25 protein-coding genes are annotated in these 22,429 nt (G+C 70.7%); 14 read left to right on the top strand and 11 right to left on the bottom strand.

The window, feature by feature from the left end:
* Positions 1 to 186: 186 nt before the first annotated feature.
* The 6 genes from mdoC to FREUN1FDRAFT_RS18535 form a co-directional block, all read right to left on the bottom strand.
* Positions 187 to 1,425, bottom strand: a complete 1,239-nt coding sequence (gene mdoC / locus FREUN1FDRAFT_RS18555) for a glucans biosynthesis protein MdoC (protein ID WP_006541670.1) — start codon at positions 1,423 to 1,425, stop codon at positions 187 to 189.
* Between the two features lie 456 nt (positions 1,426 to 1,881).
* Positions 1,882 to 2,472 carry a DUF4231 domain-containing protein gene (locus tag FREUN1FDRAFT_RS41625; protein WP_083828736.1) on the bottom strand — a complete coding sequence of 197 codons (591 nt, stop codon included), beginning with the start codon at positions 2,470 to 2,472 and terminating at the stop codon, positions 1,882 to 1,884.
* A gap of 50 nt (positions 2,473 to 2,522) precedes the next feature.
* A complete protein-coding gene (locus tag FREUN1FDRAFT_RS18545) occupies positions 2,523 to 3,017 on the bottom strand; it encodes a hypothetical protein (protein ID WP_232295269.1) in 495 nt (164 codons plus the stop codon).
* Between the two features lie 79 nt (positions 3,018 to 3,096).
* Complete coding sequence (locus FREUN1FDRAFT_RS18540) at positions 3,097 to 3,912, bottom strand: SDR family NAD(P)-dependent oxidoreductase (RefSeq protein WP_006541665.1); 816 nt, start codon at positions 3,910 to 3,912, stop codon at positions 3,097 to 3,099.
* Between the two features lie 16 nt (positions 3,913 to 3,928).
* Complete coding sequence (locus FREUN1FDRAFT_RS43980; protein ID WP_006541664.1) at positions 3,929 to 4,087, bottom strand: hypothetical protein; 159 nt, start codon at positions 4,085 to 4,087, stop codon at positions 3,929 to 3,931.
* A 31-nt stretch (positions 4,088 to 4,118) separates the two neighbouring features.
* Positions 4,119 to 4,916: an enoyl-CoA hydratase/isomerase family protein gene (locus tag FREUN1FDRAFT_RS18535; protein WP_006541663.1), complete on the bottom strand. Its 798-nt coding sequence runs from the start codon at positions 4,914 to 4,916 to the stop codon at positions 4,119 to 4,121.
* A gap of 345 nt (positions 4,917 to 5,261) precedes the next feature.
* On the opposite strand from FREUN1FDRAFT_RS18535, the gene FREUN1FDRAFT_RS18530 reads away from it, so the two are divergent.
* Entirely contained in the window at positions 5,262 to 5,639 is a 378-nt protein-coding gene (locus tag FREUN1FDRAFT_RS18530) for a VOC family protein (RefSeq protein WP_006541662.1), read from the top strand.
* A gap of 261 nt (positions 5,640 to 5,900) precedes the next feature.
* Positions 5,901 to 6,338: a nuclear transport factor 2 family protein gene (locus FREUN1FDRAFT_RS18525; RefSeq protein ID WP_006541661.1), complete on the top strand. Its 438-nt coding sequence runs from the start codon at positions 5,901 to 5,903 to the stop codon at positions 6,336 to 6,338.
* A gap of 86 nt (positions 6,339 to 6,424) precedes the next feature.
* Here FREUN1FDRAFT_RS18525 and FREUN1FDRAFT_RS18520 read toward each other — a convergent pair whose 3' ends face one another.
* Genes FREUN1FDRAFT_RS18520 through FREUN1FDRAFT_RS18505 form a run of 4 tightly spaced genes read right to left on the bottom strand, consistent with a single transcriptional unit; the run spans position 6,425 to position 11,031 of the window.
* Positions 6,425 to 7,255 (bottom strand): SRPBCC family protein, encoded by an 831-nt coding sequence (locus tag FREUN1FDRAFT_RS18520; RefSeq protein WP_006541660.1) that lies wholly within the window; start codon positions 7,253 to 7,255, stop codon positions 6,425 to 6,427.
* On the bottom strand, positions 7,252 to 7,773 hold the full coding sequence (locus FREUN1FDRAFT_RS18515) for a (2Fe-2S)-binding protein (protein ID WP_006541659.1): 522 nt from the start codon (positions 7,771 to 7,773) through the stop codon (positions 7,252 to 7,254). The genes FREUN1FDRAFT_RS18520 and FREUN1FDRAFT_RS18515 overlap by 4 nt, the downstream gene beginning before the upstream one ends.
* Positions 7,766 to 8,638, bottom strand: coding sequence for a xanthine dehydrogenase family protein subunit M (locus tag FREUN1FDRAFT_RS18510; protein WP_006541658.1), 873 nt, complete (start codon positions 8,636 to 8,638; stop codon positions 7,766 to 7,768). Before FREUN1FDRAFT_RS18510 ends, FREUN1FDRAFT_RS18515 begins: the two co-directional genes overlap by 8 nt.
* Positions 8,635 to 11,031: a xanthine dehydrogenase family protein molybdopterin-binding subunit gene (locus FREUN1FDRAFT_RS18505; protein WP_006541657.1), complete on the bottom strand. Its 2,397-nt coding sequence runs from the start codon at positions 11,029 to 11,031 to the stop codon at positions 8,635 to 8,637. Before FREUN1FDRAFT_RS18505 ends, FREUN1FDRAFT_RS18510 begins: the two co-directional genes overlap by 4 nt.
* A gap of 215 nt (positions 11,032 to 11,246) precedes the next feature.
* Between FREUN1FDRAFT_RS18505 and mftA the strand changes: the two genes are divergently transcribed.
* The 10 genes from mftA to FREUN1FDRAFT_RS18465 all read left to right on the top strand — a co-directional run bounded on the left by mftA (position 11,247) and on the right by FREUN1FDRAFT_RS18465 (position 19,440).
* Positions 11,247 to 11,417, top strand: coding sequence for a mycofactocin precursor MftA (gene mftA, locus FREUN1FDRAFT_RS40685; protein WP_006541656.1), 171 nt, complete (start codon positions 11,247 to 11,249; stop codon positions 11,415 to 11,417).
* Positions 11,407 to 11,736: a mycofactocin biosynthesis chaperone MftB gene (gene mftB, locus FREUN1FDRAFT_RS18500; protein ID WP_006541655.1), complete on the top strand. Its 330-nt coding sequence runs from the start codon at positions 11,407 to 11,409 to the stop codon at positions 11,734 to 11,736. Before mftA ends, mftB begins: the two co-directional genes overlap by 11 nt.
* The gene (mftC, locus tag FREUN1FDRAFT_RS18495) at positions 11,733 to 13,016 is read left to right on the top strand and encodes a mycofactocin radical SAM maturase (RefSeq protein ID WP_006541654.1); all 1,284 of its coding nucleotides are present in this window, start codon (positions 11,733 to 11,735) and stop codon (positions 13,014 to 13,016) included. Before mftB ends, mftC begins: the two co-directional genes overlap by 4 nt.
* A 31-nt stretch (positions 13,017 to 13,047) precedes the next feature.
* Entirely contained in the window at positions 13,048 to 14,340 is a 1,293-nt protein-coding gene (gene mftD, locus FREUN1FDRAFT_RS18490; RefSeq protein ID WP_006541653.1) for a pre-mycofactocin synthase MftD, read from the top strand.
* Between the two features lie 2 nt (positions 14,341 to 14,342).
* Positions 14,343 to 15,182 carry a mycofactocin biosynthesis peptidyl-dipeptidase MftE gene (mftE, locus tag FREUN1FDRAFT_RS18485; protein ID WP_035952216.1) on the top strand — a complete coding sequence of 280 codons (840 nt, stop codon included), beginning with the start codon at positions 14,343 to 14,345 and terminating at the stop codon, positions 15,180 to 15,182.
* Positions 15,179 to 16,027 carry a mycofactocin-coupled SDR family oxidoreductase gene (locus tag FREUN1FDRAFT_RS18480; RefSeq protein WP_006541651.1) on the top strand — a complete coding sequence of 283 codons (849 nt, stop codon included), beginning with the start codon at positions 15,179 to 15,181 and terminating at the stop codon, positions 16,025 to 16,027. The genes mftE and FREUN1FDRAFT_RS18480 overlap by 4 nt, the downstream gene beginning before the upstream one ends.
* Entirely contained in the window at positions 16,024 to 17,634 is a 1,611-nt protein-coding gene (gene mftF, locus FREUN1FDRAFT_RS18475; protein ID WP_006541650.1) for a mycofactocin biosynthesis glycosyltransferase MftF, read from the top strand. Before FREUN1FDRAFT_RS18480 ends, mftF begins: the two co-directional genes overlap by 4 nt.
* A gap of 35 nt (positions 17,635 to 17,669) precedes the next feature.
* Complete coding sequence (locus FREUN1FDRAFT_RS47430) at positions 17,670 to 17,792, top strand: hypothetical protein (RefSeq protein ID WP_006541649.1); 123 nt, start codon at positions 17,670 to 17,672, stop codon at positions 17,790 to 17,792.
* Positions 17,793 to 17,847: 55 nt separating this feature from the next.
* The gene (gene mftR, locus FREUN1FDRAFT_RS18470) at positions 17,848 to 18,510 is read left to right on the top strand and encodes a mycofactocin system transcriptional regulator (protein WP_006541648.1); all 663 of its coding nucleotides are present in this window, start codon (positions 17,848 to 17,850) and stop codon (positions 18,508 to 18,510) included.
* Positions 18,511 to 18,606: 96 nt separating this feature from the next.
* A complete protein-coding gene (locus FREUN1FDRAFT_RS18465; RefSeq protein ID WP_006541647.1) occupies positions 18,607 to 19,440 on the top strand; it encodes an SAM-dependent methyltransferase in 834 nt (277 codons plus the stop codon).
* Positions 19,441 to 19,480: 40 nt separating this feature from the next.
* Here FREUN1FDRAFT_RS18465 and FREUN1FDRAFT_RS18460 read toward each other — a convergent pair whose 3' ends face one another.
* Positions 19,481 to 20,971: an MDR family MFS transporter gene (locus tag FREUN1FDRAFT_RS18460; RefSeq protein WP_006541646.1), complete on the bottom strand. Its 1,491-nt coding sequence runs from the start codon at positions 20,969 to 20,971 to the stop codon at positions 19,481 to 19,483.
* A 115-nt stretch (positions 20,972 to 21,086) separates the two neighbouring features.
* Between FREUN1FDRAFT_RS18460 and FREUN1FDRAFT_RS18455 the strand changes: the two genes are divergently transcribed.
* Both FREUN1FDRAFT_RS18455 and FREUN1FDRAFT_RS18450 read left to right on the top strand, forming a co-directional pair.
* Entirely contained in the window at positions 21,087 to 21,668 is a 582-nt protein-coding gene (locus tag FREUN1FDRAFT_RS18455) for a TetR/AcrR family transcriptional regulator (RefSeq protein ID WP_006541645.1), read from the top strand.
* Positions 21,669 to 21,954: 286 nt separating this feature from the next.
* A partial coding sequence (locus FREUN1FDRAFT_RS18450; RefSeq protein WP_006541644.1) for an alkaline phosphatase PhoX occupies positions 21,955 to 22,429 on the top strand: 475 nt, incomplete at its 3' end.

The raw sequence follows: 22,429 nt of genomic DNA, 5'->3' as shown, positions 1-22,429 counted from the left end.
CCGGCCTGGCCAGCGGACTGACCACAACCGGGCCCTGCATAGGTACCGGGCTCAGCTGCCGCTCCAGGGCGACCCGGACCAGTTCCGCCTTGTTCCCCTGCAGTGGCTGCCGCCCGGCAGACCCTGCTCGCGGCGCTGGCAGCCTCGATTGCCGGCGGCGCCGCGGCCAGCTGAGCCGGGGCTCTGTCAGCGGGCCGAAGAAACACGCTCGATCTGGGCGGCCGGGCGACCTGCGGTGTCGGCCGGCCGCCCAGGCAGGTCGATCGACGTCACGGCGCCGCCCTGCATCTCGCGCGCGCCAGCTGAGCCACGTATCGATCTCCCGTTGAAGATCCTGCGCAGCAACACGGAGCGCCGCACCACGAAATGGTGGGAGGCGAAGGTGGCGGCGTACGTCGCCACGACGAGAACCGCCATCTGCGCGAACCCGAGACTCGGGTCCATTCCCAGCAGCCGCGCGAAGGCGAAGATCCAGAAGAAGTGCAGAAGATACACCGTGTAGGACGCGTCCGAAAGGTACTGGAAGACGGGTCGCGGTCGGGACCCGAAACGGTTGGCCACGGCGAAGAGAGTGGCTATCACCGGAAGCGCGAACAACGTCTCGACCAGAGCACGGCCGGTGCCGCCCGACAGCACGCTCACCCACCGACCCCAGGAGACCGCGAGAAGCAGCGCGTATACCACCAGCACCACCGGCGCGGGTCGGCTGAAAAGCGGCAGCAGCCGGGCGCGGTCCAGGTGAAGCAGCACCCCGAGCAGAAAAAAGGGCAGGAACTCCAGGACGCGGCGGAGCAGGTCGGCATGGAATCCCGAGCCGAGAACGGGCTCGAGGGCGCCGCTCCAGCAGGCCCGCCCGGCGGCCATGAGGGCCAGGACCACCAACGTGATCGCGGTCATGGCGCGCAGCCGCCCCGCGGTGGCCAGCTGGTAGGCCCGGGTCGTGGCCACCGCCCTCAGCGCACCCACCGCGGCGGGGGTGAGCAGCACATAACCGACCAGCACCAACAGGAACCACAGATGCAGGTACCAGTTGAGCCGACCGGCGAGCGCCTCCCCGGAACCGATACGCAGGAACTCGGCGAAGGACATCTCGTGACCGCTGTGGAAGACACTGCTCATCCACAGCGTCGGCGGGTTGAACACCAGCTGGGTGGCCAGCAGCGGAACCCCGACCGCGACAAGCCTGCGACGCACGGCACGAGTCGCGCCGTATTTCGCGACGAGCATCGTGGAGAGAAATCCGGAGACCACGAAGAAGGTCTCCATCCGGAAAAGACCGGAGGCCCGGGCGATGAAGTCGAAAACCGGGTCGACCCCCAGGGTCGAGACGTGGACGAAGACGCCCACCAGCATGAGGACCCCACGCAGCGCGTCGAGATCGTGGTAGCGCTCACCTTCGACGGGCTTACCCACCGGCTCCGCCACAGGTATTTTCCTCTCACCGTCTCGCCCGGGACAGATGCCATTTCCGCGCACCCACGCACCCACGCACCGCGACCGCAGGCGCGGGTACCGGAGAAATGCTACGCATCAGCCGGCACCCGCCGCCGATGAGAAATGACACCGCGAGAAGAAGGTCGCCCAACCATCGGGCCGAAGGACCGGAGAGATTCCAGGAAGGCGGTCCATGACCGCCCGCCGCACGGCCACCCACCAGGCATCCCCCACTCACCGCGCCGCTGCGCGGCGGGTGCGGCGCCGACAATTCAAACAAGCCCGCAAACCGGGCCTGCGACCGCCTGGCAATCCGCAAAAAGGGAGGATTTCGGTCGTCGGAACGACCAAAATCCTCCACTCTTGCGACTCGCCCAACGAGGCCACCGTGCTCAGGTGCCCCGCCAGAATCCTCGGGTCCTCGACCGGCGGCGGCCGGCGGTTCTGCTACGAGGCGGCCTGGGCGTCACGGATCGCGCGGACCGCGGTGAGGAGCTCCTCCGTCGCCGCGTAGCAGGCACGCGGGCCCTGCTCGGGGTCGACGGCCGGGGCGCCGTCGCTGACCGCCAGTTCCCAGCGCAGGAGCGCGTCGGAGAGCGCGTTCTCGGTCCGCCGCAGTCGGGACCCCACCTCGTCCCACCGGTAGAACTCGCGCAGCCCGGTGAGCACCGCCACGGAGACGCCCACGACGGACAGGGCCACGTCACGGTGGTCGAACCGCAAGCCGGCGAGCAGCGGCAGGCTGACCGCCAGCAACAACGTGGCCAACCCGCTGAGGCGATAGAGGAGCTGATGTCGGCTCGCTCGCCGCCGGTACCGGTCGCGCAGCGGACGGACCTCGGCGTCGACGATCCCGCGGCAGCTGGCAACGGCCTGCGCCCATGCCGCACCCGGCGGATCGGGAACCGGAACAGGAGCCGGATCAGGAGCTGGCGCCTCCGAAGCCGGCGCCTCCGAAGCCGAAGCCGGCGCCTTCGAGGCCGAAGTCGACGTATCCGGGGCCGAAGTCGACGTATCCGGGGCCGGGCGCGTTCGCATGGGCTGATCCTCCCAAAGCGGCCATTCCCGAACCGACCGGGAGGCCTCGTTCAGCCCCCGGATCGGGTTGCGGTCCGGGCCACGTGGGCGATGAAGTCGTCGAGGCGTTCCCACAGCAGGGTGCGGGTTTCCGCGAAGTTGTGCATGTGCGCCATCCTGGGCACGACGAAACCCGCGAGATCGGTGGCCGCGACGAAGCCGGCGAGCTCCACGGTGAGCGGACGGCAGACGTCCCGTTCACCGGTCGCGAGCAGAACAGGGACGTCGATGCACGCGATCTGGGCGCTCACCACCCCGGGCGTGACCGCCGGCGGCGGAACGGTACTGTCACCGACCCCGAGATGGTCGATCGCGACGACGACCGTGCCCCGCCGACAATGGTGTTCCGCCTGGCTGAATCCGGCGGCCGGCAGGTCGAAGTAGCGCCGGTTGTATCCACCGCCGGGAAGCGCGACGAGAACGGGCCGCGGGCCTGCCGAAGCCAGCTCCCCCGCCGGCAGATGGATGCTTACCGCGATCTGCCACGCTCCATCCGGTGCGGGCACACCGACGGCCAGTTCGACCGGGCACAACGGCGGTAATGGCCCTGATTCCTGCACTGATTTCCCTACTGTCGCTGAGACGTCAGGCGATCTGCGTTCCGCCGTCCACGCAGAGCACCTGGCCGGTCACGAAGGCGGCGCCGTCGGAGGCGAGGTAGACGGCCGCGGCGCCGATCTCGGCGGGGAAGGCGGTCTGGCGGGTCAGCACGGTCCGGCGGCCGATCGAGTGGAACTCCTCGGCCCTGGTCGCGGCCAGCCGCGCGAAGACGCCCTGTGGATGCCAGCGGCTGCCGGCGCTGACCTCCTTCTCGAAATCCTGCGGAACCGTGCCGTAGGGCGCGACGGCGTTCACGGTGATGCCGTGCCGCCCGACCTCCTTGGCCAGCACCTTGGTGAAGGTGTGCACCGCGCCCTTCATCGCCGAATAGACGGCGAGCAGCGGGTCGCCGACTATTCCGGACGTCGACCCGATGTTGATGATCCGTCCACGGCCTTGTTCGATCATTCGGGGCAGCAGAGCGTGGGTGCAGTTCAGCGTGCTGGTGAAGTTGAGCGCGATGTCGCGTTCCCAGGCCTCCGGGTCGGAGTCGGCGAACGCGTCCATGCCGACGTTGCCGCCCACGTTGTTCACGAGGACGTCCACCGGGCCGAACCGGGCGTGCACGGCGGCGGCCATCGCCGCGACCTGGGCGCGGTCCGTGACGTCCGCGGCCTGCCACAGCACGCCCCGGGCCCCCTGGCTGACCAGGTCCTCGCAGACCTGGCGGCCCTGCTTCTCGTCCCGGCCCACGATGACGACGTTGCACTTCTCAGTGGCGAAGGCCAGCGCCACCGCACGCCCGATGTTGGCGTTCCCGCCGGTGACAACCACCGTGCGACCGCCGAGTCCGGTCTCCATTACAAGCCTCCGCGGCTCAGACAGGCGGAATATCGACCAGGGCGCTCTCGGCAAGCGACATCGTCTCCGGCTCGTTGTGGGCCACTGCGATCTTCACCTGCCCGGCGGCGGGCTCCGGTTCGGGAACCTCCTCGATGCGCACGTCACGGTTGGCGTGTAAGCGGGCCGCGATCACAGGACGGCTCTGCGGAAGGTGCCGCGCCGCGTCATCGACGACCGCCGCCGTTCGCGAACTCCTCGGGAATCCAGGCGGGTGCGCGCTTCTCCATGAAGGCGCGCATTCCCTCGCGCGGTTCCGGCGAGTTCTCCAGCGACCAGGTCATCGTCTGGTAGTCGATGAGACCGTAGCGCTCGTTGAGCATGCGCTTGACGTGCATCCGGGCCTCCGGAGCGGTCTGCAGGATCTCACCCGCGGCCTGCAGTGCGGCCTCACGCAACTGGTCGTGCGGGACGACCCGGCTGATGACACCTAGGCGCTGTGCCTCGGCCGCGTCGAAGCGGCGGGCGGACAGCAGCAGATCACGGGCCACGGCGAGCCCGACGTGCGCGGGCAGCACCGCGGCATAGGTGGCGTCGGGGATGCCGCGCAGCAGCTCGGGCACCCGGAAGGTGGCGCGGTCGCTGGCGACCGCGATGTCGGACATCATCGCGATCAGCAGGCCGCCAGCCTGGCAGATGCCGTTGACCGCGGAGATGACGGGCGCCCGGCTGTCACGGACGGTGAGGAACGGCAGGATGTCCTCGCTCCGGAGATCGGTGGGGTAGGAGTCGCCCGGCTCGGAGCGGCTCCCGAGGTCACCACCCGGGGCGAACACGTCACCGGTGCCGGTGATGATCAGGGCGGAGAGCTCGGGGTCCGTGTTGACCAGGCGAACAGCCCGTTTGATCCCGTAGTACATGGCCGGGGTGAGCGCGTTACGGGCCGCCGGCCGGTCGATGATGCACCAGCCGATGACGCCCTCACGCTCGAATCGCAGGCCTGCCGCTCCCAGATCGTCCGCCATCCCAGCTCCTTCGTTCTCGCAGGATCCCAGTCGTGATCGCACCTATTTCGGGCGCGCGGAGGTTCTCGCACCATGCGGCATTTCGCGCTCTCCGCGGCCGGACGTTCCTGGTGTCAAAACGCCACCCGGGGCCTATGCCGCCGGCCCCGACTTTCCACTCATTGACATTCCGGCCGGGCAGGACTAAGCAGCTCCACCACTCGGATTCCTCCCCGGCTCAGACCGTCGGCACGGGCCGCCCTGCCGGGTGGGAACTTTACGCCGGTCGTCGCATCGGACGCCAGAGGCCGTATTGTCCGCCCGAGCCGCTGGAACTCGGCCGCGCCGGATGTCAGCGTTGGGGGCATGCCACGATTCCACCACGCCAACCTCGGCGTTCCGCCCGGTCTTGAGGAGGCCGAGGGGGCCTTCCTCGTCGACATCCTCGGGTACCGCCGGATCGACGTACCCGCCGACCTGGTCGGCATCGCCCGCTGGTACGAGGCGGATGACGCCAGCCAGGTCCACCTCAGCACTGATCCCGACCACCGGCCAGCCGCCCGGGCGCACACCGCCGTGGAGGTCGATGCCGACGTCGAGGCCCGACTGCGCGCCGCCGGCATCGGTTACCGCGGCACCGGCCGAGACGGCCTGACCGTGCTGTTCTGTGCCGACCCCGCCGCCAACCTCTGGGAGCTGCGGATCACCGGCGGAAATCCGGACACCGCCACCGACGCCAGTTGATTGCGCACATCCGGGCGTGGTAAGACAACTGACGTTCCGCCGCAAAACCCGGCGCCGCGACGTCGCATCAGGTGACGCCGTGAATACCTGCATGCCAGGCCTGCGGACATTACACGCATGCTCACATACGACCGCTCACATACAACCGCATACCCACGTGTAGCCATGCGCCCGATCGGCGGCGCACTGTGCGAGCGTATGTTACCCATCGTCCGCACCAGGCGCTACCCGTGAACTGAAGATTTTCGAGAAAGGAGCCTCATGTCCTTACAGGACCTGGCCGACAAGATCGAGATTCACGAGGTGTTGGCCCGGTACGCCCGGGGTGTCGACACCAAGGACTGGGATCTGTGGCGGACGGTTTTCACCAAGGACGCATTCCTTGATTTCCGCGCGGCCAGCTCGTCGGACACCAGCTTCGGCTCACGCGACGAGATGGAGATCTGGCTGAAGAACGGCGTCGGCATGCTCCCGATGACGCAGCACTACATCACCAACATCGAGATCGAGCTTGCCGGCGACACCGCGAAGGTGCTGGCCATGTTCTACAACCCCATGCGCCTGCCGGGGACGACCGAGCTGAGCTACTGCGGCGGCTTCTACAACCACGAGATGGTTCGGACCGACGAGGGCTGGAAGAGCCGGCGCCTGGTCGAGGAGAACGTGTGGTTCCAGGCCGCGGCTGGCGCGGCCCGCTAGAGCCGGCGCCGGTCGGAGGCCGGCGGTCGGTTCCGCGGAACCGACCGCCGACGACTCCCAGGACTATCTGAGCCGCGCGGGCAATGTCAGCGCTTCGTGCCCGGGGCGGGCGGAAGCACCACGTTGACCACGATGGGGCGCGGCTTGCGTCGCAGCAGTGCGACGACCAGCAGCACCGCGCCGGCCGGTGCCGCCGCGGAACGCGCGAGCGGGAGATAGCGCGCGAGCGGCGCGAGGCGGATGAGCAGCGGCGTGAGCTTGGTGAGCAGTCCGGTACTCGCCGCGGCCAGCAGGTCGAGGGGCTCGGCCATCGGCGCCTCGGGCGCCGATGGCGCCTCCGGTTCCGCGGCGGGCGGTTCCGCGGAACCGCCCGCCGCCGTCGGTACAGCCGGTACAGCCGGTACAGCCGGCACCGCGGCGGCCGGGACCGGGGCGGCCGGGGTTTCGGCGGGCGCGCTGCTCGCGGCGGGGGTCGCGGTCAGCTCGTTGGCGAGGTTCGTCGCGAACTTTCCGACCAGGGTTCCGGCGACCTCGGCGAGCACCCCGCGGCCGAACTGCGCGGGCTTTCCGGTGATGTCCAGGTCGGTCTCGACCTCGACGTTGGTGGACGAGTCACCGGAGTCCACCAGCCGGCAGGTGACCAGCGCCTTGGCGGTTCCGTTCCCGCGCAGCTCCCGGCCGCTGGCTTCCAGCACCGCGACCTTGGCGACCTCGTCCTGCGTGACGAACTTGATCGTGCCGTTGTAGGTCAGGCCGACCGGGCCCACCTTGACCTTGATCTTGCCCTGGTAGCTGTCGCCGTCCTTGGACGTGAGCACCGCGCCGGGGACGCACGGCGTGATGCGTTCGACGTCCAGCAGCACCCGCCAGGCCTCGTCCGCCGGCACGGGAATACTGAGCGTGTTCTCCAGTTTCATTCGGTTTCCTTCGCGGTGGCGTCACGGCTGGCGGAGCCGCCGCTTTCGGCCAGGGCTTCCGCCGCGGCCCGGACGGCGTTGATGATTCCCTGGTACCCGGTGCAGCGGCAGAGGTTCCCGGACAGCGCGTCCCGGATCTCGTCGTCGGTGGGCTTCGGGTTCTCCTCGAGGAAGGCCGTCACCGAGACGACGAATCCCGGTGTGCAGAACCCGCACTGCAGGCCGTGGTGATCACGGAAGGCGGCCTGGACGACGGAGAGCTCGCCGTCGGGTTCCGCCAGCCCCTCCACGGTCGTGATCTCGGCGCCGTCGGCCTGCACGGCGAAGATCAGGCAGGCGCGGACGGCCTCACCGTCGAGGAGCACCGAGCAGGCGCCGCAGACACCGTGCTCGCAGCCCAGATGCGTGCCGGTCAACCCGCAGTTGACCCGGAGGAAGTCGGCGAGGATGAGCCGCGGCGGCACACTGGCCCGCCGCGCGATCCCGTTGACCCGTACCTGGATGTCGACGTCAGTCACCGACCGCCTCCTGTAAGGCCCGCCGCCAGGCCCGGGCCACCATGGCCGCGCCCACGCGCTTGCGATAGCTGGCCGACCCGTGCAGGTCGGTGGGAACCGAGTCGAGGCCGGCCATGGCGGTCCGCCCGATCTCGTCGGCGTCGCTGTCGGCGGGTGATGTGCCGATCAGCTCCGTCTCCACCTCCGTCGCCCGGCGGGCGCACGGGCCCAGGCCGAACAGTGAGATGGCGCACCGGTCGATCCGCCCGTCCGCGCCGACACCGACGGCGACGCAGGCACCGGCCATCGCGAAGTCGCCGTGACGACGGGCGAACTCCTCGACGGCGAACCCGGCGCGGCCCTGCCAGACCGGGAAGGTGATGCCGGTGAGCAGCTCGTCTTCCTCCAGCTCGGTGCTCCACGTGCCGGTGAAGAACTCGGCGGCGGGGATGGTGCGGCGCCCGCGGGGTGACAGTGCGTCGAGCTCGACGTCCAGGGCGAGCGCGACCGCCGGGTATTCGGCGGAGGCGTCGGCATGGGCGATGGAGCCGCCGATGGTCCCGCGACTGCGGATCTGGAGGTGGCCGATCAGCGGGGTGGCCCGGGCGAGCAGCGGCACGTTGAGGCCGATCGACTCGGAGCGCCCGATGGTCGCCTGGGTGGTGCCGGCACCGATCCACACCGACCCGTCGCGCGTCTCGATGCCGCGCAGCTCGTCGACGCGGCGCAGGTCGACGAGGTTCTCGAAGACCGCCAGCCGCAGGGCCAGCATCGGCACCAGGCTCTGGCCGCCGGCGAGGGCCTTCGCGTCGTCCAGGTCGGCGAGCAGGCCGACGGCTTCCTCGGCGCTGGTCGGCGCGTGGTATTCGAACGTCGCCGGCTTCATCCCGCCACCGCCGTCCGCGCCGCGCCGGCCGCGGCAGCCGCGCCGGCCGCGCCGCGCTGGGCCGCTTCCTCCAGCAGGTTGACGATCGTCGCCGGGGTCAGCGGCAGCCGGGAGATACGCACGCCGAACGGCGCGAGCGCGTCGGCGACCGCGTTGATCACCGCGGGTGGGGCCCCGATGGCGCCACCCTCACCGACGCCCTTGTAGCCGCCGGGGCCGATGCTGGGTGTCTCGACGTGCCCGAGCTCGATCGTGGGCACCTCCGCCGCGGTCGGCAGCAGGTAGTCCATGAACGTGGTGGTGACGGGGTTGCCGGCATCGTCGTAGGCGAGCTCCTCGTAGAGCGCGCCACCGATGCCCTGGACGGTGCCGCCGAAGATCTGGCCCTCCACGACGTTCGGGTTGATCATAGGCCCGCAGTCCTCACTGACGATGTAGCGCAGCAGCTTCACCTCGCCGGTGACGATGTCGACCTCGCAGGTGCACACGTGCGTCGCGTTGGCCCACAGCATGAGGTGCTGGGCCCGGAACCGTCCACTGACCTCCAGGCCCACGGACAGCTCCGCGGGCAGCGAGCCGGACTTGAAGTAGGCGGTGTCGGCGATCTCCGCCAGCGTCACCTGCTTCTCGGGGCTGCCCTTCACCGAGGCGACGCCGCGGGTGAACTCGACCTCGTCGACCGGGACGCCGCCGAGCAGGTGGGCGGCCAGGGCCAGGATCCGTCCGCGCAGCTCGGTGGCGGTCTGGTTGACCGCGCCGGCGGTCATCGGGCCCGAGCGGCTGCCGCCCGTGCCGCCACCGAACGGGGTGACGGCGGTGTCCCCCTGGATGCTGCTGACGTCCGCGATGTCGACGCCGAGGGCGTCGGCGGTGAGCTGGATGACCGTGGTCTCCAGGCTGTTGCCGCACGAGCCGCCGGCCACGTACACGTTGACCTTGCCGGACGGCTCGACCCGGATCGTCGCGCCCTCGGTGCCGTACAGCGCGCTCGCGCCCGCGGTCGGCTCCACGTAGGTGCAGGTGCCGACGCCGATGTAGCGGCCGGCGGCCCGCGCCTGCTCCTGCTCGCGGCGGAACGCGTCGTAGTCGAGGATCTCCAGCGCCTGCTCGAACGTCTCCAGCGGCGTGATGTCGCTGTAGGGCATGCCGTTGCAGTTCGCCGTCGGCAGCTCGTCGCGGCGCAGCATGTTCTTGCGGCGCAGCTCGACGGGGTCGATGCCGATCTGGCGGGCGGCGACGTCGAGGAGGCACTCACGGGCGACCGACTCGAACTGCCACGGGCCACGGTAGGCGACCCGCCCGCTGGTGTTGGAGAAGGCGAACCGGGAGTTGAACGTCCCCTCGGGTATGCGGTACGGCCCGGGGAAGATCAGCCCGACCGCGATGCCGCTGCCCACCGGGTTCGGTGACGGGTAGGCGCCGGCGTCCTGCACGTGGTCGATGGTGGCGGCGAGGATGCGGCCGTCGTCGTCGAAGGCCATCCGCGCCTCGCCGTGCTCGTGGCGGGCCTGGCCGGCCGCGAGCAGGTGCTCCTGCCTGTCCTCGATCCACTTCAGCGGGGCGGGCACCTTCGTCGCCGCGATCATCAGGCACATGTCCTCGCGCAGCGGCAGCACCTTCTGCCCGAAACCGCCGCCGGTGTCACGCATGACGACCCGCACCGAGTGCTCGGGGATCGCGAGCAGGCGGGCGCAGAACCCGCGCACCTCGTGCGGGGACTGCGTCGCCGTCCAGATCGTCATCGTCCCGTCGGACGGCGACCATTCGGTGACGATGCCGCGGGTCTCCATCGGCATCGCGCAGTAGGCTTGCTGGTGGTACGTCTCGCTCACCACGTGCGGGGCGTTGTCGAAGGTGGGCGCGAGGTCGGCCATCGGCCGGCCACCGATCTGCCCGACGAGGTTTCCCGGGTACGCCTCGTGGACCAGCTCGGACGAATCGAACGCGGTGGCGTAGTCGACCACCGGCGGCAGTGGGTCGTAGTCGACGATCACCAGCTCGGCGGCGTCCTCGGCGACGTAGCGGTCCTGCGCGATGATCATCGCCACCGGGTCACCGACGTGGCGCACCTCGCCCTCGGCCAGCGGCGGGCGGGGGGTGTCCGGCGCGTGGCGCCCTTCCAGGCTGAACCACTGCTCGTGGACGTAGGGGTTGATGTCGGCGGCGGTGAGGACCGCGTACACGCCGTCGAGGGCGAGTGCCTCGGAGATGTCGATGCCGGTGATCCGGGCCCGTGCGATCGGGCTGCGCACGAAGTTCACGTGCAGCATGCCGGGACGCACCACGTCGTCGACGAAGGTGCCCCGCCCGGTGAGAAGCCGTGCGTCCTCGACCCGTTTCACCCGCCTGCCGGCGTAGCGGTCGGTGTCTGTTGCCTGCTGGGAGCCGCTCATCGGCCCTCCCGACGGCTCGGGGGTGCGGCCCTGTCGGCGAGCAGCGCCAGCAGGGCAGGCAGGGCGGACAGGACGGGTAACGGCGGTAACAACCCGGGCGGTGGCCTCATGGGGCTTTATTTTAGCCACAGGTGCCATTAATGTGACCACACACCACCGAGCGCGCCGGCTGCCGGCCGGTCCGTGACCACCGGTACGTGACACGAGGAGGCAACATGCGCAGGCCCAGCACCCAGGTCGAGGCGGAGCAGGTCGGCACCACCGGCCCCGGCGTCCCCACCGGCCCCGCCGCGCAGATCCACCACGTCCACGGCGCCGAGGCACCGCTGGTCGAGGACACCCTGATCGAGGAGGTCTCGATCGACGGGATGTGCGGTGTCTACTGACACCCTCGAGGACCAAACCCTCGACGCGGCCTGGGAGCTGTCCCGGTCCGTTGCGCTGCGCCCCGAGTCGTTCGGGGCGCTCGCGTACCACTTCGGCAACCGCCGCCTGATCTTCCTGAAGCGCAGGGAGCTGGTCGAGGTGGTGCGAGGCCTCGGCGACGCGCCCGACGCCCGCACCGCCCTGCGCCGAGCCGGTGTCCCCGCCGAACAGTGGGCGTCGTTCGCCGCCGCGCTGCGCGGGCTGGCCGACGCCGACGTGATCCGTCCCCGACAGCCAGCCGCGGAACAGCCAGCGGGAGAACAGGGAGAACCCGGATGACCCTCCTGACCGAGCCCGCGAGCACCGGGCTCGCGGCGACCGAGCGGGCGATGCCGCTGGTGGCGCGGTTCGAACGCGGCCTGGCCGCACCGATCTGCCTGACCTGGGAACTGACGTACGCCTGCAACCTGTCGTGCGTGCACTGCCTGTCGGCGTCCGGCCGGCGTGACCCGCGGGAGCTCAGCACCGAGCAGTGCGAGTCGATCATCGACGAGCTGCAGGCGATGCAGGTCTTCTACGTCAACGTCGGCGGCGGCGAGCCGACCGTGCGCCCCGACTTCTGGCACCTGCTCGAATACGCCGTCAACCACCAGGTCGGGGTGAAGTTCTCCACCAACGGCGTGCGGATCGACGCCGCTCGGGCCCGCTACCTCGCCTCGACCGACTACGTGGATGTCCAGGTCTCCCTCGACGGCGCCACCGCGGCGGTGAACGACCAGGTTCGCGGCGAGGGCTCGTACGCGATGGCGCTGCGGGCGCTGGACAACCTGACCACCGCCGGTTTCCGGGACGCGAAGATCTCGGTTGTCGTCACCCGGCACAACGTCGACCAGCTCGACGAGTTCAAGCGCATCGCGGACGATCACGGCGCGACCCTGCGGCTCACCCGGCTGCGCCCGTCGGGGCGCGGCGCGGACGTGTGGGACGAGCTCCATCCCACCCACGACCAGCAGCGTGACCTCTACGAATGGCTGGTACGGGCCGGCGAGAAGGTGCTCACCGGCGACTCCTTCTTCCACCTCGCCGGCTTCGGCGAGAAACTGCCCGGGCTGAACCTGTGCGGGGCGGGGCGAGTGGTCTGCCTCATCGACCCGGTCGGCGACGTCTACGCCTGCCCATTCACGATCCACGAGACGTTCCGTGCCGGGAACATCGTCACCGACGGCGGTTTCGCCCAGGTGTGGCGAACCAGTGAGCTGTTCGGCCGGCTGCGCGAACCGCAGGGCGGCGGGGCCTGTTCGGCGTGCCAGCACTACGACGTGTGCCGCGGCGGCTGCATGGCGGCGAAGTTCTTCACCGGCCTGCCCCTGGACGGGCCGGATCCCGAATGCGTCCAGGGTTACGGGCAGGCCGCGCTGGCCGACCCGCAGCGGACCGTCCCGGCACTGAGCCTCGACCACTCGCACCGGCGGGAACCCGCCGGACGGCGCGAGCCGGTGCTGCTCCAGCTCGGCACCCGGCCGGACGCGGCCACCCCGGCGGCTCCGGCGGCTCCGGCGGCTCCGCCGGTCTCCGCGTGCGCCGAGAACCCGCTGGCGGGATTCACCCCGGCGCGCTGAAGCACCGGCAGGACATTCAAGAAGGTGGAGCATGGGTAACGCTTGGTTCGAATCAGTCGCCGAAGCGCAGCGGCGCGCGCAGCGCCGGCTCCCGAAATCGGTGTACAGCGCACTGCTGGCCGGTTCGGAAGCCGGTGTGACCTACCGCGACAACACCGGCGCGTTCGACGAGCTCGGTTTCGCCCCGCACGTGGCCGGGCTGAAGGAAAAGCGTGAGCTGGCGACGACCGTCCTCGGCCAGGAGATCTCGCTGCCGGTCATCATCTCCCCGACCGGTGTCCAGGCCGTCCACCCCGACGGGGAGGTCGCCGTCGCCCGGGCCGCCGCGGCCCGCGGCACCGCGATGGGCCTGAGCTCGTTCGCCAGCAAGCCGCTGGCGGACGTCGTCGCCGCCAACCCGCGCACGTTCTTCCAGATCTACTGGATGGGCACCCGGGAGTCGATGGTCCGCCGGCTCGAACGCGCCCGCGAGGGCGGCGCGGTCGGCCTCATCGTGACCCTCGACTGGTCGTTCTCGCACAGCCGCGACTGGGGCAGCCCCTGGATCCCCGAACGGCTCGACCTGTTGACCATGGTGAAGATGGCTCCGCAGGGCCTGTCCCGGCCGGCCTGGCTGGCGAGCTACCTGCGCACCGGCAAGCTCCCCGACCTGTCGGTGCCGAACCTGGCCGAACCCGGCCAGCCGGTGCCCACCTTCTTCGGCGCCTACGGCGAATGGATGCAGACACCCCCGCCGAGCTGGGACGACATCGCCTGGCTGCGCCAGCAGTGGGATGGGCCGTTCATGCTCAAGGGCGTCAGCCGGGTGGACGACGCCCTGCGTGCCCGCGACGCCGGTGTCAGCGCGATCTCCGTCTCCAACCACGGCGGCAACAACCTCGACAGCACCCCGGCCCCGATCCGTGCCCTGCGCGCGGTCGTCGAGGCCGTCGGCGGGGACATCGAAGTGGTGATGGACAGCGGCATCCGCCGCGGCGGTGACGTCGTGAAGGCCCTGGCGCTCGGCGCACGGGCCGTCATGATCGGCCGCGCCTACCTGTGGGCCCTGGCCGCGAACGGGCAGGCCGGCGTGGAGAACGTCCTGGACGTCCTGCGCAACGGGATCGACTCGGCGCTACTCGCGCTCGGCCACTCGTCCATCCACGACCTGACCCCGGACGACGTCCTGATCCCCAGCGGCTTCTCCCGCACGCTCGGCGTCGTGCCCGCGCCGACATCGTCGCCGGAGTCGGTGCCCGCAGCGGAGTCGGTGTCCGCGCCAGAGCCGGTGCCCGCAGCGGAGTCGGTGTCCGCGCCAGAGCCGGTGTCGGTGCCGGCGCAGTGACGATGCCATCGGGAGCGCCGGTGGCGCTGGCGGCGCGGGCGTGGCCCGCCGTGCCGACGGCGCCGCTGGTGCTGGTCCCGGTGGGCTCCTGCGAACAGCACGGGCCGCACCTGCCGTTGACCACCGACACCACGATCGCGGTGGCGGTGGCCGAAGGCGCGGCCGAGCACCTGCGCCAGCATCAGCACCTGCGCCAGCACGGCGCCGCCGTGCCGGTGCTGGTCGCCCCGCCGGTCATCTACACGGCCAGCGGGGAGCACCAGGGGTTTCCGGGCACGATGTCCATCGGCACGCAGGCGCTGCGGCTGCTGCTGGTCGAGCTGGTCCGCTCGATGCGGGACTGGAGCGGACCGATCGTGTTCGTCAACGCGCACGGCGGCAACCTGCGCGGACTCGCCGAGGCCGTCAGCCAGCTGCGCCACGAAGGCCACGACGTGGCCTGGCTCGCCAGCGGTGCCGGTCGCGACAGTGCCAGCCGCGGCAGTGCCGGGCACGACGACGCCGGGCACGACGACGCCGGCCGCGACGCGGCGACCGATTCACATGCCGGGTTCACCGAGACGTCCCTCATGCTGCACCTGGCGCCGGAACAGGTGCGGATGCGCCGGGCCCAGCCCGGCAACACCGCCCCGCTTGCCGAGCTGATGCCCGCCATCGCCGCCGGCGGGGTGGCGGCCGTAGCGCCGTCCGGCGTGCTCGGTGACCCGACCGCGGCCAGCGCCCGGGCCGGCGAGGAACTGCTGCGGGCAATCATCGAGAACGTGTCCGCCCTCATCGACCACGGCGAACCGGACCAGCACGGCCGGCTGCGTCCTCGGCTGACCGCGGAGCGTCAGCCGTGAGCGGCGACCGGCCCGACACCGGGCGGGTCGACTCCGGACCGCCCGACACCGGGCGGGTCGCGCTGGTCACCGGCGCCGGCCGCGGAATCGGCGCCGAGACCGTCCGGGCCCTGTGCCGGCGCGGCTACCGGGTCGTCGCGGTCGACAGCGGTGCCGGCGACACCGCCACGGACCTGCCCGGGGTCGACTACCCGCTGGCGAGCCGCGAGCAGCTGGCGGCCCTGCGCGCCGCGCACCCCGACCAGATCCACACCGTGCTCGCCGACGTGCGTGACCGCGCCGCCCTCGACGCGGCGGCGGCCACGGCCGTCGAGCGTTTCGGCCGTCTCGACGCGGCGGTCGCCGCCGCCGCCGTGATGGTCGGCGGCCAGCCGCTGTGGGAGACCCCGGCCACGCACGTGCAGACCCTGTGGGATGTCGACGTCCTGGGGGTGTGGAACACCGCCGCCGCCTGCGTGCCGCACATGCTGGCCGGGCCCGACCCGGGCGGTTGTCGCTTCACCGCCGTCGCCTCCGCCGCCGGCACCCGCGGGCTGTTCCACCTGGCCGGTTACAGCATGGCCAAGCACGCCGTCATCGGCCTCGTCCGCGGCCTCGCCGCCGATCTCGTCGGTACGGGTGTCACCGCGGTGGCGGTCTCACCCGGTTCGACCCGCACCGCGATGCTGGCCGCCACCGCGGCGCTGTACGACCTGGACGGCGTCGAGTCCTTCGCCTCCGGGCAGCTCACCGGCCGGCTGATCGACCCCGGCGAGATCGCCGAGACCATCGCCTTCTGCTGTTCGGTCGCCGGAGGGGTGCTGACCGGCTCCGTCGTCAGCGCCGAAGGCGGATTCCGCGGATGAGCACCGGCACCGGCACTGGAACTGGAACTGGCACTGGCACTGGAACTGGCACTGGCACTGGCACTGGCACTGGTGTCGGTACCGGCGTTGGCACCGGTGTCGACAGGGATCCCGGTGTCGGCCTGGGGCTCGTCGTCGAGCTCGGGGAGCGCGTCCGGGTCTCCGACGGCGGCCGGGTGCTGGTCGGCGGTGCGCCGATGCGGCTGCTCCGCCTCAACGAACGCGCGGCACGCTACCTGGACGGACGCCGGCTGCGGGTGGTCGACGCGACGTCCGCGCAGCTCGCCGACCGGCTGCTCGCCAGCGGCGTGGCGAACCCGGTGCTCGACGAGCTGCCACCGGCCGAGCTGTCCGCGGTCACGGTGGTCGTCCCGGTCCGCGACCGGGACGGGCCGCTCGACCGCCTGCTGTCCGGCCTCGCCGGACAGCTCAGGGTGATCGTCGTCGACGACTGCTCACGTGACCCGGCGCCCATCGCGCGGGTGGCCGACCGGCATGGTGCGGAGCTCGTCGCCCTGCCAGCCAACCGCGGCCCGGCGACGGCCCGCAACGCCGGGCTCGCGCAGGTGACCACACCGCTGGTCGTCTTCGTCGACTCGGATGTCGTCGTCGAGCCGGCGGCGCTCGCCATGCTGGCCCGCCACTTCCACCAGCCTCAGGTCGCCGCCGTGGCACCCCGCGTCCTCGGTCTGGCCGAGCCGGGCGGCACGAACTGGATCGGGCGCTACGAGGATGCCCGCTCCTCACTCGACATGGGCCCCGTGGCCGCGCTGGTGCATCCTCGCTCCGCGGTCGGCTGGGTGCCCGCCGCGTGCCTGATGGCCCGGGTCGCCACGCTCGGCGCCGGTTTCACCTTCACCGACGGCCAACGGGTCGCCGAGGACGTCGACCTGGTCTGGCGGCTGGCCGCCGCCGGCTGGCAGGTGCGGCACGAGCCCGCCGTGACCGCCCGGCACGATCACCGCACCGGCCTCACCGCCTGGCTGGGCCGCAAGGCGTTCTACGGCACCGGAGCGACCGTCCTCGCCAGCCGGCACGGCGACGCGGTGGCACCTGCGGTCTTCGCGCCGTGGAGCGCGGGCGTCGCCGTCGCCCTGCTCGCCCAGCGACGATGGTCGCTGCCGGCCGCGGCGGCCATCCTCACCGCCCAGTCCGTGCGTCTCGCCCGCGCGGGGATCTCACCTGGTGTCGCCCGCCACGGACTGGCCGCGAATGCCAGCCAGACCAGCGGCCTGCTGCTGCGTCACTGGTGGCCGTTGAGCCTGGCCGGCTGCCTGGTCTCCCGCCGCCTGCGCCGCGCCGTGCTGGCCGCCGCGGTCGTCGACGGGATGGTCGACTACCGCCGGTGCACCCCACGGCTTGATCCGGCCAGGTTCCTGCTCGCCCGCCGCCTCGACGACCTCGCCTACGGCACCGGGCTGTGGGCCGGCGCGCTGCGCGGCCGGGCCCTTCGACCGCTGCTCCCAGCCCGACCGCCCGGGTCGCGAGCACGATCGCGCCCCGCGGGTAGGGAAGAATCGGGTCATGCGCGCGGACCTCGCCCTGCTCCTGGGCACCCAGCAGAGTTCCGCCATGCCCGGTGGCACCCCACGGGCGCGCCGCGCTGACAGGAGCGCCATCGCCGCGCTCGATCTCCGCGAGCATGACCGCTGCTGCCGAGCAAGACCTGAGGATCTTGGTCGCGGGAACAACCGCAATCCTCAACTCCTCGAGCCGCGGCTTCGAGCCGCTGGCGCGGCTGGAGTTGCTGCTGGACAAGATCTGAGGATCTTGGTCACGGGAACGACCAAAATCCTCAACTCCTCGAGTGACGAGCTTCGGTGAACAGCCTGGACACCCCAGACACCTCGGGCACCCCCGACATCTCGAACATCTCGGACATCCCAGGCGCGCTGGACGCCCCGGCCCGCCGGCCGAAAGGGCGCCCGCCCGTCACTGATCATGCCTCGATCGAGCGGGCCGCCTTCGCGGTGTTCACCGAGCACGGCTTCGATGCCACCACCCTGGACGCGATCGCCGCGGCGGCCGGGGTCGGGCGCCGGACGCTGCTGCGGTACTACCCGTCCAAGAACGACATCCCATGGGGACAGTTCGACGAGAGCCTGGTCGGACTGCAGAAGACCCTCGCCGCCATGCCGAGGGACATTCCCGTCCACGAGGCGGTGCATCGGGCGGTGCTCGCGTTCAACCATGTCGACGCGGCGGCCGTGGCCCAGCACCGGCAACGGATGACCCTGCTGCTGAGAACTCCGACGCTGATGGCCCATTCCGCGCTGAAGTACCGGCAGTGGCGCCGGGTCATCGCCTCCTATGTCGCCGAACGCCACGGGCTGACACCTGAGGACCTGTTGCCGCGCACCGTCGGTCATGTTGCCCTGGCAATCGCGGTTTCCGCCTACGAGCAGTGGCTGGACGACGAGCAGCGCACGATTGAGGAGATCCTCGACGAGGCACTGGGCGCGCTGCGGACCTACCTCGGGTAGGTCGAGGGGACATCCCAGGCGATACGCTCCGCAATGCACATTCACCGGCGTCATCGAGGTCGCCGGATTCGACGAGACAGCTGGCGAGGCGGGCTGATGGGCTGGAACTTCAAATCAGCGGTGTCCGAGGCGGACGGCGGTGACCCCAACGCCGATCTTCGGACGGACCGGCCGACCCCGGCCCGCATGTACGACTTCTTCCTCGGAGGCAAGGACAACTTCGAGGTCGACCGGACGGCTGCCGCCGCGGTCGACGCCGCCCTGGGCAAGACGATGACGTTCGACATCGTCTGGGAGAACCGCCGTTTCCTGCAGCGGGCGACCCGCTGGCTCGCGAACGCCGGTATAGACCAGTTCCTCGACATCGGGACCGGCCTGCCGACGCAGGGGAACGTGCACGAGATCGCCCAGCAGGTGAACCCGGATGCCCGGGTCGTCTATGTGGACAACGACCCGATCGTCCTGGCACACGGCCGCGCGCTGCTCGCGACGAACAAGACGACAACAATAATCACTGCGGACGCACGCGAGCCCCGGTCGATCCTCGACCATCCGGACGCGGGCGCCCTCATCGATTTCTCCCGGCCCGTGGCCGTTCTCTCCGTGGCCCTGTTCCACTTCATCCAGGACGACGAGCGACCCCATGAGCTGCTCACCGAGTTCATGAGCGCGGTTCCCGCCGGATCCTTCCTGACGCTTTCGCACCTGACGACGGACGGGCCTCCGGCCGAGGGCGTGGCCCGGACGGAGGCAGCCTACAAGAACGCGACATCGCCGATAATCTTCCGGCCACGGGCCGCCATTGAGGATTTCTTCTCCGGCCTCGACCCGGTCGAACCCGGAATTGTCCGGCCGTGGCAGTGGAACCCGGGGGACGATGACAGCCCGCGCACCGACTGGCTGTTCGCAGGCGTGGCCCGCAAGCCCTGAAGACGTTTGTCTGCCCTGCGCCGGCACGGCGGCTTCCGTCCTACGCCGGCGCAGCGACTTCCGCGTTGACGTCGGCCGCCTCGGGAACGAACGCCGAGGTGGGGCGGCCGGGCAGCAGCAGGCAGAGCGGGACGGCGACGGCGGTGAAGGCGATCGACCACCAGAAGGCCTCGCCGAAGGCGGCGGCGACTGCCTCGGGGGTGTGAGCTCCCCCGGCCGTGTGCTGGAGGACCACGGCAAGGACCGCGGTGCCCAGGGAGCCGCCGATCTGCTGGCCGACTCGGGTGATGACACTGGCGTGCGGGATCTCCGCATGGCCGAGGCCGATGTAGGCGGCGCCGGCCAGTGGGATGGTGGCGGCGCCGAGGCCGAGCCCACGCACGAAGAGCGCGGCCAGCAGCGGCACGTCGCCCGTGCCGGCCGTGACGAACGCGAACGGCAGGGTGGCCACGCAGGCGAGGGCGAATCCGGTCAGCGCGACCCAGCGGGGCCCGTACCGGTCGGTGTACCTGCCCGCGAGGTTCCGGGAGAACAGGGTGCCGACTCCCTGCGGGATCAGCAGCAGCCCCGCCCCAAGGGCATCCTCACCGCGAGCCTGCTGCCAGAACAGCGGCAGCAGCAGCATGGAGCCGTAGAGGGCCCCACCGAGAACGAAGCCGACGGCGGCGGATGACGCCAGCGGGCGGTGGCGGAACAGGCGCAGGTCGACCAGCGCGGTCGTGGAGCGCGCCAGCGCCCAGCCCACGAACGCCGCGGTCAGGGCGAGGCCGACGAGCAGCGGCAGCAGGACCTCCACACTGGCGAAACCGGCGCTGCCCTCGACCCGGGAGAGACCGAAGATGACGGCGGCGACGCCCGGCGAGACCAGCAGCAGGCCGACGACGTCGAGGCGGGCTCGGGCGGCCCCCCGCGGCCGGTCGTCGGGCAGGTTCCGGGCTGCGAGCCAGGCACCGACAACGCAGAAGGGGATGTTGACCAGGAACATCCAGCGCCAGTCGCCGATGTGCAGGATGACGCCGCCCAGGACCGGCCCGAGAATGGGCCCGAGGGCAGCCGGCAGCGAGATCGTCGCCATGACCTTGCCTATGTTGCTTCCCCGCGCCGCCTGCATGATCAACGTGATCATGAGTGGCATCATGATCCCGCCGCCGATGCCCTGCGCGACGCGGAACACGATGAGGCTGTGCACATCCCACGCAGCCGCACACAGGACCGAACCGAGCAGGAAGATACCGAGGGCGGCGATCCACAGCCGTTTGCCGCCGAGTACGGACTGCGCCCACCCGGCGACGGGGATCGTGACGAACATGGCCAGCAGATAACCGGTGCTCACCCACTGGATGGTGGAGAGCGAGGTGTCCAGCTCGCGGGTGAGATCATTGATGGCGACGCTGACGATCGTGGTGTCGAAGATGACGGCCAGCGCACCCACGATGACGGTGATCGCCATGCGCCACACCACCGGGTCGATGCGGTCGGGGTCGGCTTGGCCCTGCTGCGCAGCGGTTGCGGTCCGGTCGGAGGTACTCAAATGAACGACCACCTAAGATACATCGGCGTTTCTTACCGGGGGCGATCGTAGGCGTCCCCGGTAAGATACGCAAGTGTGTCTAACGCGAAATGGGTAGACAGTGGTCGAAGGGAAGATGACGGAGCGTCGTCGCGGGGCCGCGCTGGAGGCAGCACTGCTCGACGCGGCCTGGGCGGAGCTGACCGAGCACGGCTATGCCAACTTCACGATGGATGCCGTCGTCCAGCGCGCCGGAACCAGCCGCCCCGTCCTCTACCGCCGCTGGTCCGACCGGCACGAGCTCGTCCGCGCCACGATCATCCGCGCCCTCGAACGGGACGAGATCACCGTCCCCGACACGGGCAGCCTGCGCGGTGACGTCCTCACGCTCATGCGGCAGGTCAACGCCACCCGAATCCAGCTCGTCACGCTGGTGAGCGTCCACCTGGCCGGCTACTACCAGGAGACCGGCACCAGCCCCGCGGACCTGCGCCGTGTTCTGCGAGGGGACCGCAAGGACGGGCTCGACGCCCTGTACGCCCGCGCCGCCCAGCGGGGCGAGATCGGCCCCACACCTCTGCCCGACCGGGTGAGGTCGCTGCCGTTCGACCTCCTGCACCACGAGGTCCTGATGACTCTCGCGCCGGTACCCGAGGACGTCCTCACCGAGATCGTCGATACGATCTTCCTGCCGCTCGCACGGCGAGCTTCAAACTAAACTTAGGCTTACCAAACAAGAGCGGAAGCCTTTTTCGCGGATTCGGCACCCGAATCGGCGACGCTCGGTATTCATTGCGGGGACCCCGCGTACACGGCTTTTCCCGGCCCGGGAATGCCTGCCCCAACAGACACGGACCTGCTGGTGACCGGGGGCCCAACCTGCGCGCACGTAGCAATCGTTTCCCAGCTGTTGGCCGTCCGGCCACATACCGACAAACGAGGTGTCAGGTCGACCCGACAATGTCCATGGCGTCCCAGTTAATAATGATCGTGGAGGCACGCCGGTGACTTCTTCCATTTCCCGCCGTAACCTGATGCGCACCGGTGCGGTGGGCGGCCTCGGCCTGGTTGCCGCCGGCAGCATGGACGTTCTCGCCGGCACCGCCGCGCAGGCCACGTCCCGCTCCGCGGCCGGCTACGGCGCCGTCATCGCCGACCCGGCGGGCCTGCTCGCGCTGCCCGACGGCTTCTCCTACAAGATCATCGCCCAGACCGGCGTGACGACGCTCGAGTCGGGTGAGCCGACCCCGGGCGCCCCGGACGGCACCGCCTCCTTCCCCACCCGCAACGGCGGCTCGGTGCTGGTCAACAACCACGAGCTCAGCGGCGCCGCGGCCAACCCGGTGCCGCACATCGCGGACTACACCTACGACCCGGGCGCCCCCGGCGGAACCACCAACATCGAGGTCGACCGGAAGGGCAACCGGGTCCGCGAGTACGTCAGCCTGGCCGGAACCCCTCACCAACTGCGCCGGCGGC

The organism is Parafrankia sp. EUN1f (genome assembly GCF_000177675.1).
Classification (GTDB): Bacteria; Actinomycetota; Actinomycetes; order Frankiales; family Frankiaceae; genus Parafrankia.
The sequence above is the reverse complement of the archived record's forward strand: the minus strand, read 5'-3'. Positions and strand labels throughout refer to the sequence as shown.

What these genes read in the sequence shown, in the direction of transcription:
- FREUN1FDRAFT_RS18540 (WP_006541665.1), bottom strand. Translation starts at nt 3,912, where the DNA reads ATGGAGACCGGACTCGGCGGTCGCACGGTGGTTGTCACCGGCGGGAAC.
- mftD (WP_006541653.1), top strand. Translation starts at nt 13,048, where the DNA reads ATGGGTAACGCTTGGTTCGAATCAGTCGCCGAAGCGCAGCGGCGCGCG.
- FREUN1FDRAFT_RS18510 (WP_006541658.1), bottom strand. Translation starts at nt 8,638, where the DNA reads ATGAAGCCGGCGACGTTCGAATACCACGCGCCGACCAGCGCCGAGGAA.
- mftF (WP_006541650.1), top strand. Translation starts at nt 16,024, where the DNA reads ATGAGCACCGGCACCGGCACTGGAACTGGAACTGGCACTGGCACTGGA.
- FREUN1FDRAFT_RS47430 (WP_006541649.1), top strand. Translation starts at nt 17,670, where the DNA reads ATGACCGCTGCTGCCGAGCAAGACCTGAGGATCTTGGTCGCGGGAACA.
- mftC (WP_006541654.1), top strand. Translation starts at nt 11,733, where the DNA reads ATGACCCTCCTGACCGAGCCCGCGAGCACCGGGCTCGCGGCGACCGAG.
- FREUN1FDRAFT_RS18455 (WP_006541645.1), top strand. Translation starts at nt 21,087, where the DNA reads ATGACGGAGCGTCGTCGCGGGGCCGCGCTGGAGGCAGCACTGCTCGAC.
- FREUN1FDRAFT_RS18505 (WP_006541657.1), bottom strand. Translation starts at nt 11,031, where the DNA reads ATGAGCGGCTCCCAGCAGGCAACAGACACCGACCGCTACGCCGGCAGG.
- FREUN1FDRAFT_RS18465 (WP_006541647.1), top strand. Translation starts at nt 18,607, where the DNA reads ATGGGCTGGAACTTCAAATCAGCGGTGTCCGAGGCGGACGGCGGTGAC.
- mftE (WP_035952216.1), top strand. Translation starts at nt 14,343, where the DNA reads ATGCCATCGGGAGCGCCGGTGGCGCTGGCGGCGCGGGCGTGGCCCGCC.
- FREUN1FDRAFT_RS18520 (WP_006541660.1), bottom strand. Translation starts at nt 7,255, where the DNA reads ATGAAACTGGAGAACACGCTCAGTATTCCCGTGCCGGCGGACGAGGCC.
- FREUN1FDRAFT_RS41625 (WP_083828736.1), bottom strand. Translation starts at nt 2,472, where the DNA reads ATGCGAACGCGCCCGGCCCCGGATACGTCGACTTCGGCCCCGGATACG.
- FREUN1FDRAFT_RS18530 (WP_006541662.1), top strand. Translation starts at nt 5,262, where the DNA reads ATGCCACGATTCCACCACGCCAACCTCGGCGTTCCGCCCGGTCTTGAG.
- mftA (WP_006541656.1), top strand. Translation starts at nt 11,247, where the DNA reads ATGCGCAGGCCCAGCACCCAGGTCGAGGCGGAGCAGGTCGGCACCACC.
- FREUN1FDRAFT_RS18525 (WP_006541661.1), top strand. Translation starts at nt 5,901, where the DNA reads ATGTCCTTACAGGACCTGGCCGACAAGATCGAGATTCACGAGGTGTTG.
- FREUN1FDRAFT_RS18535 (WP_006541663.1), bottom strand. Translation starts at nt 4,916, where the DNA reads ATGGCGGACGATCTGGGAGCGGCAGGCCTGCGATTCGAGCGTGAGGGC.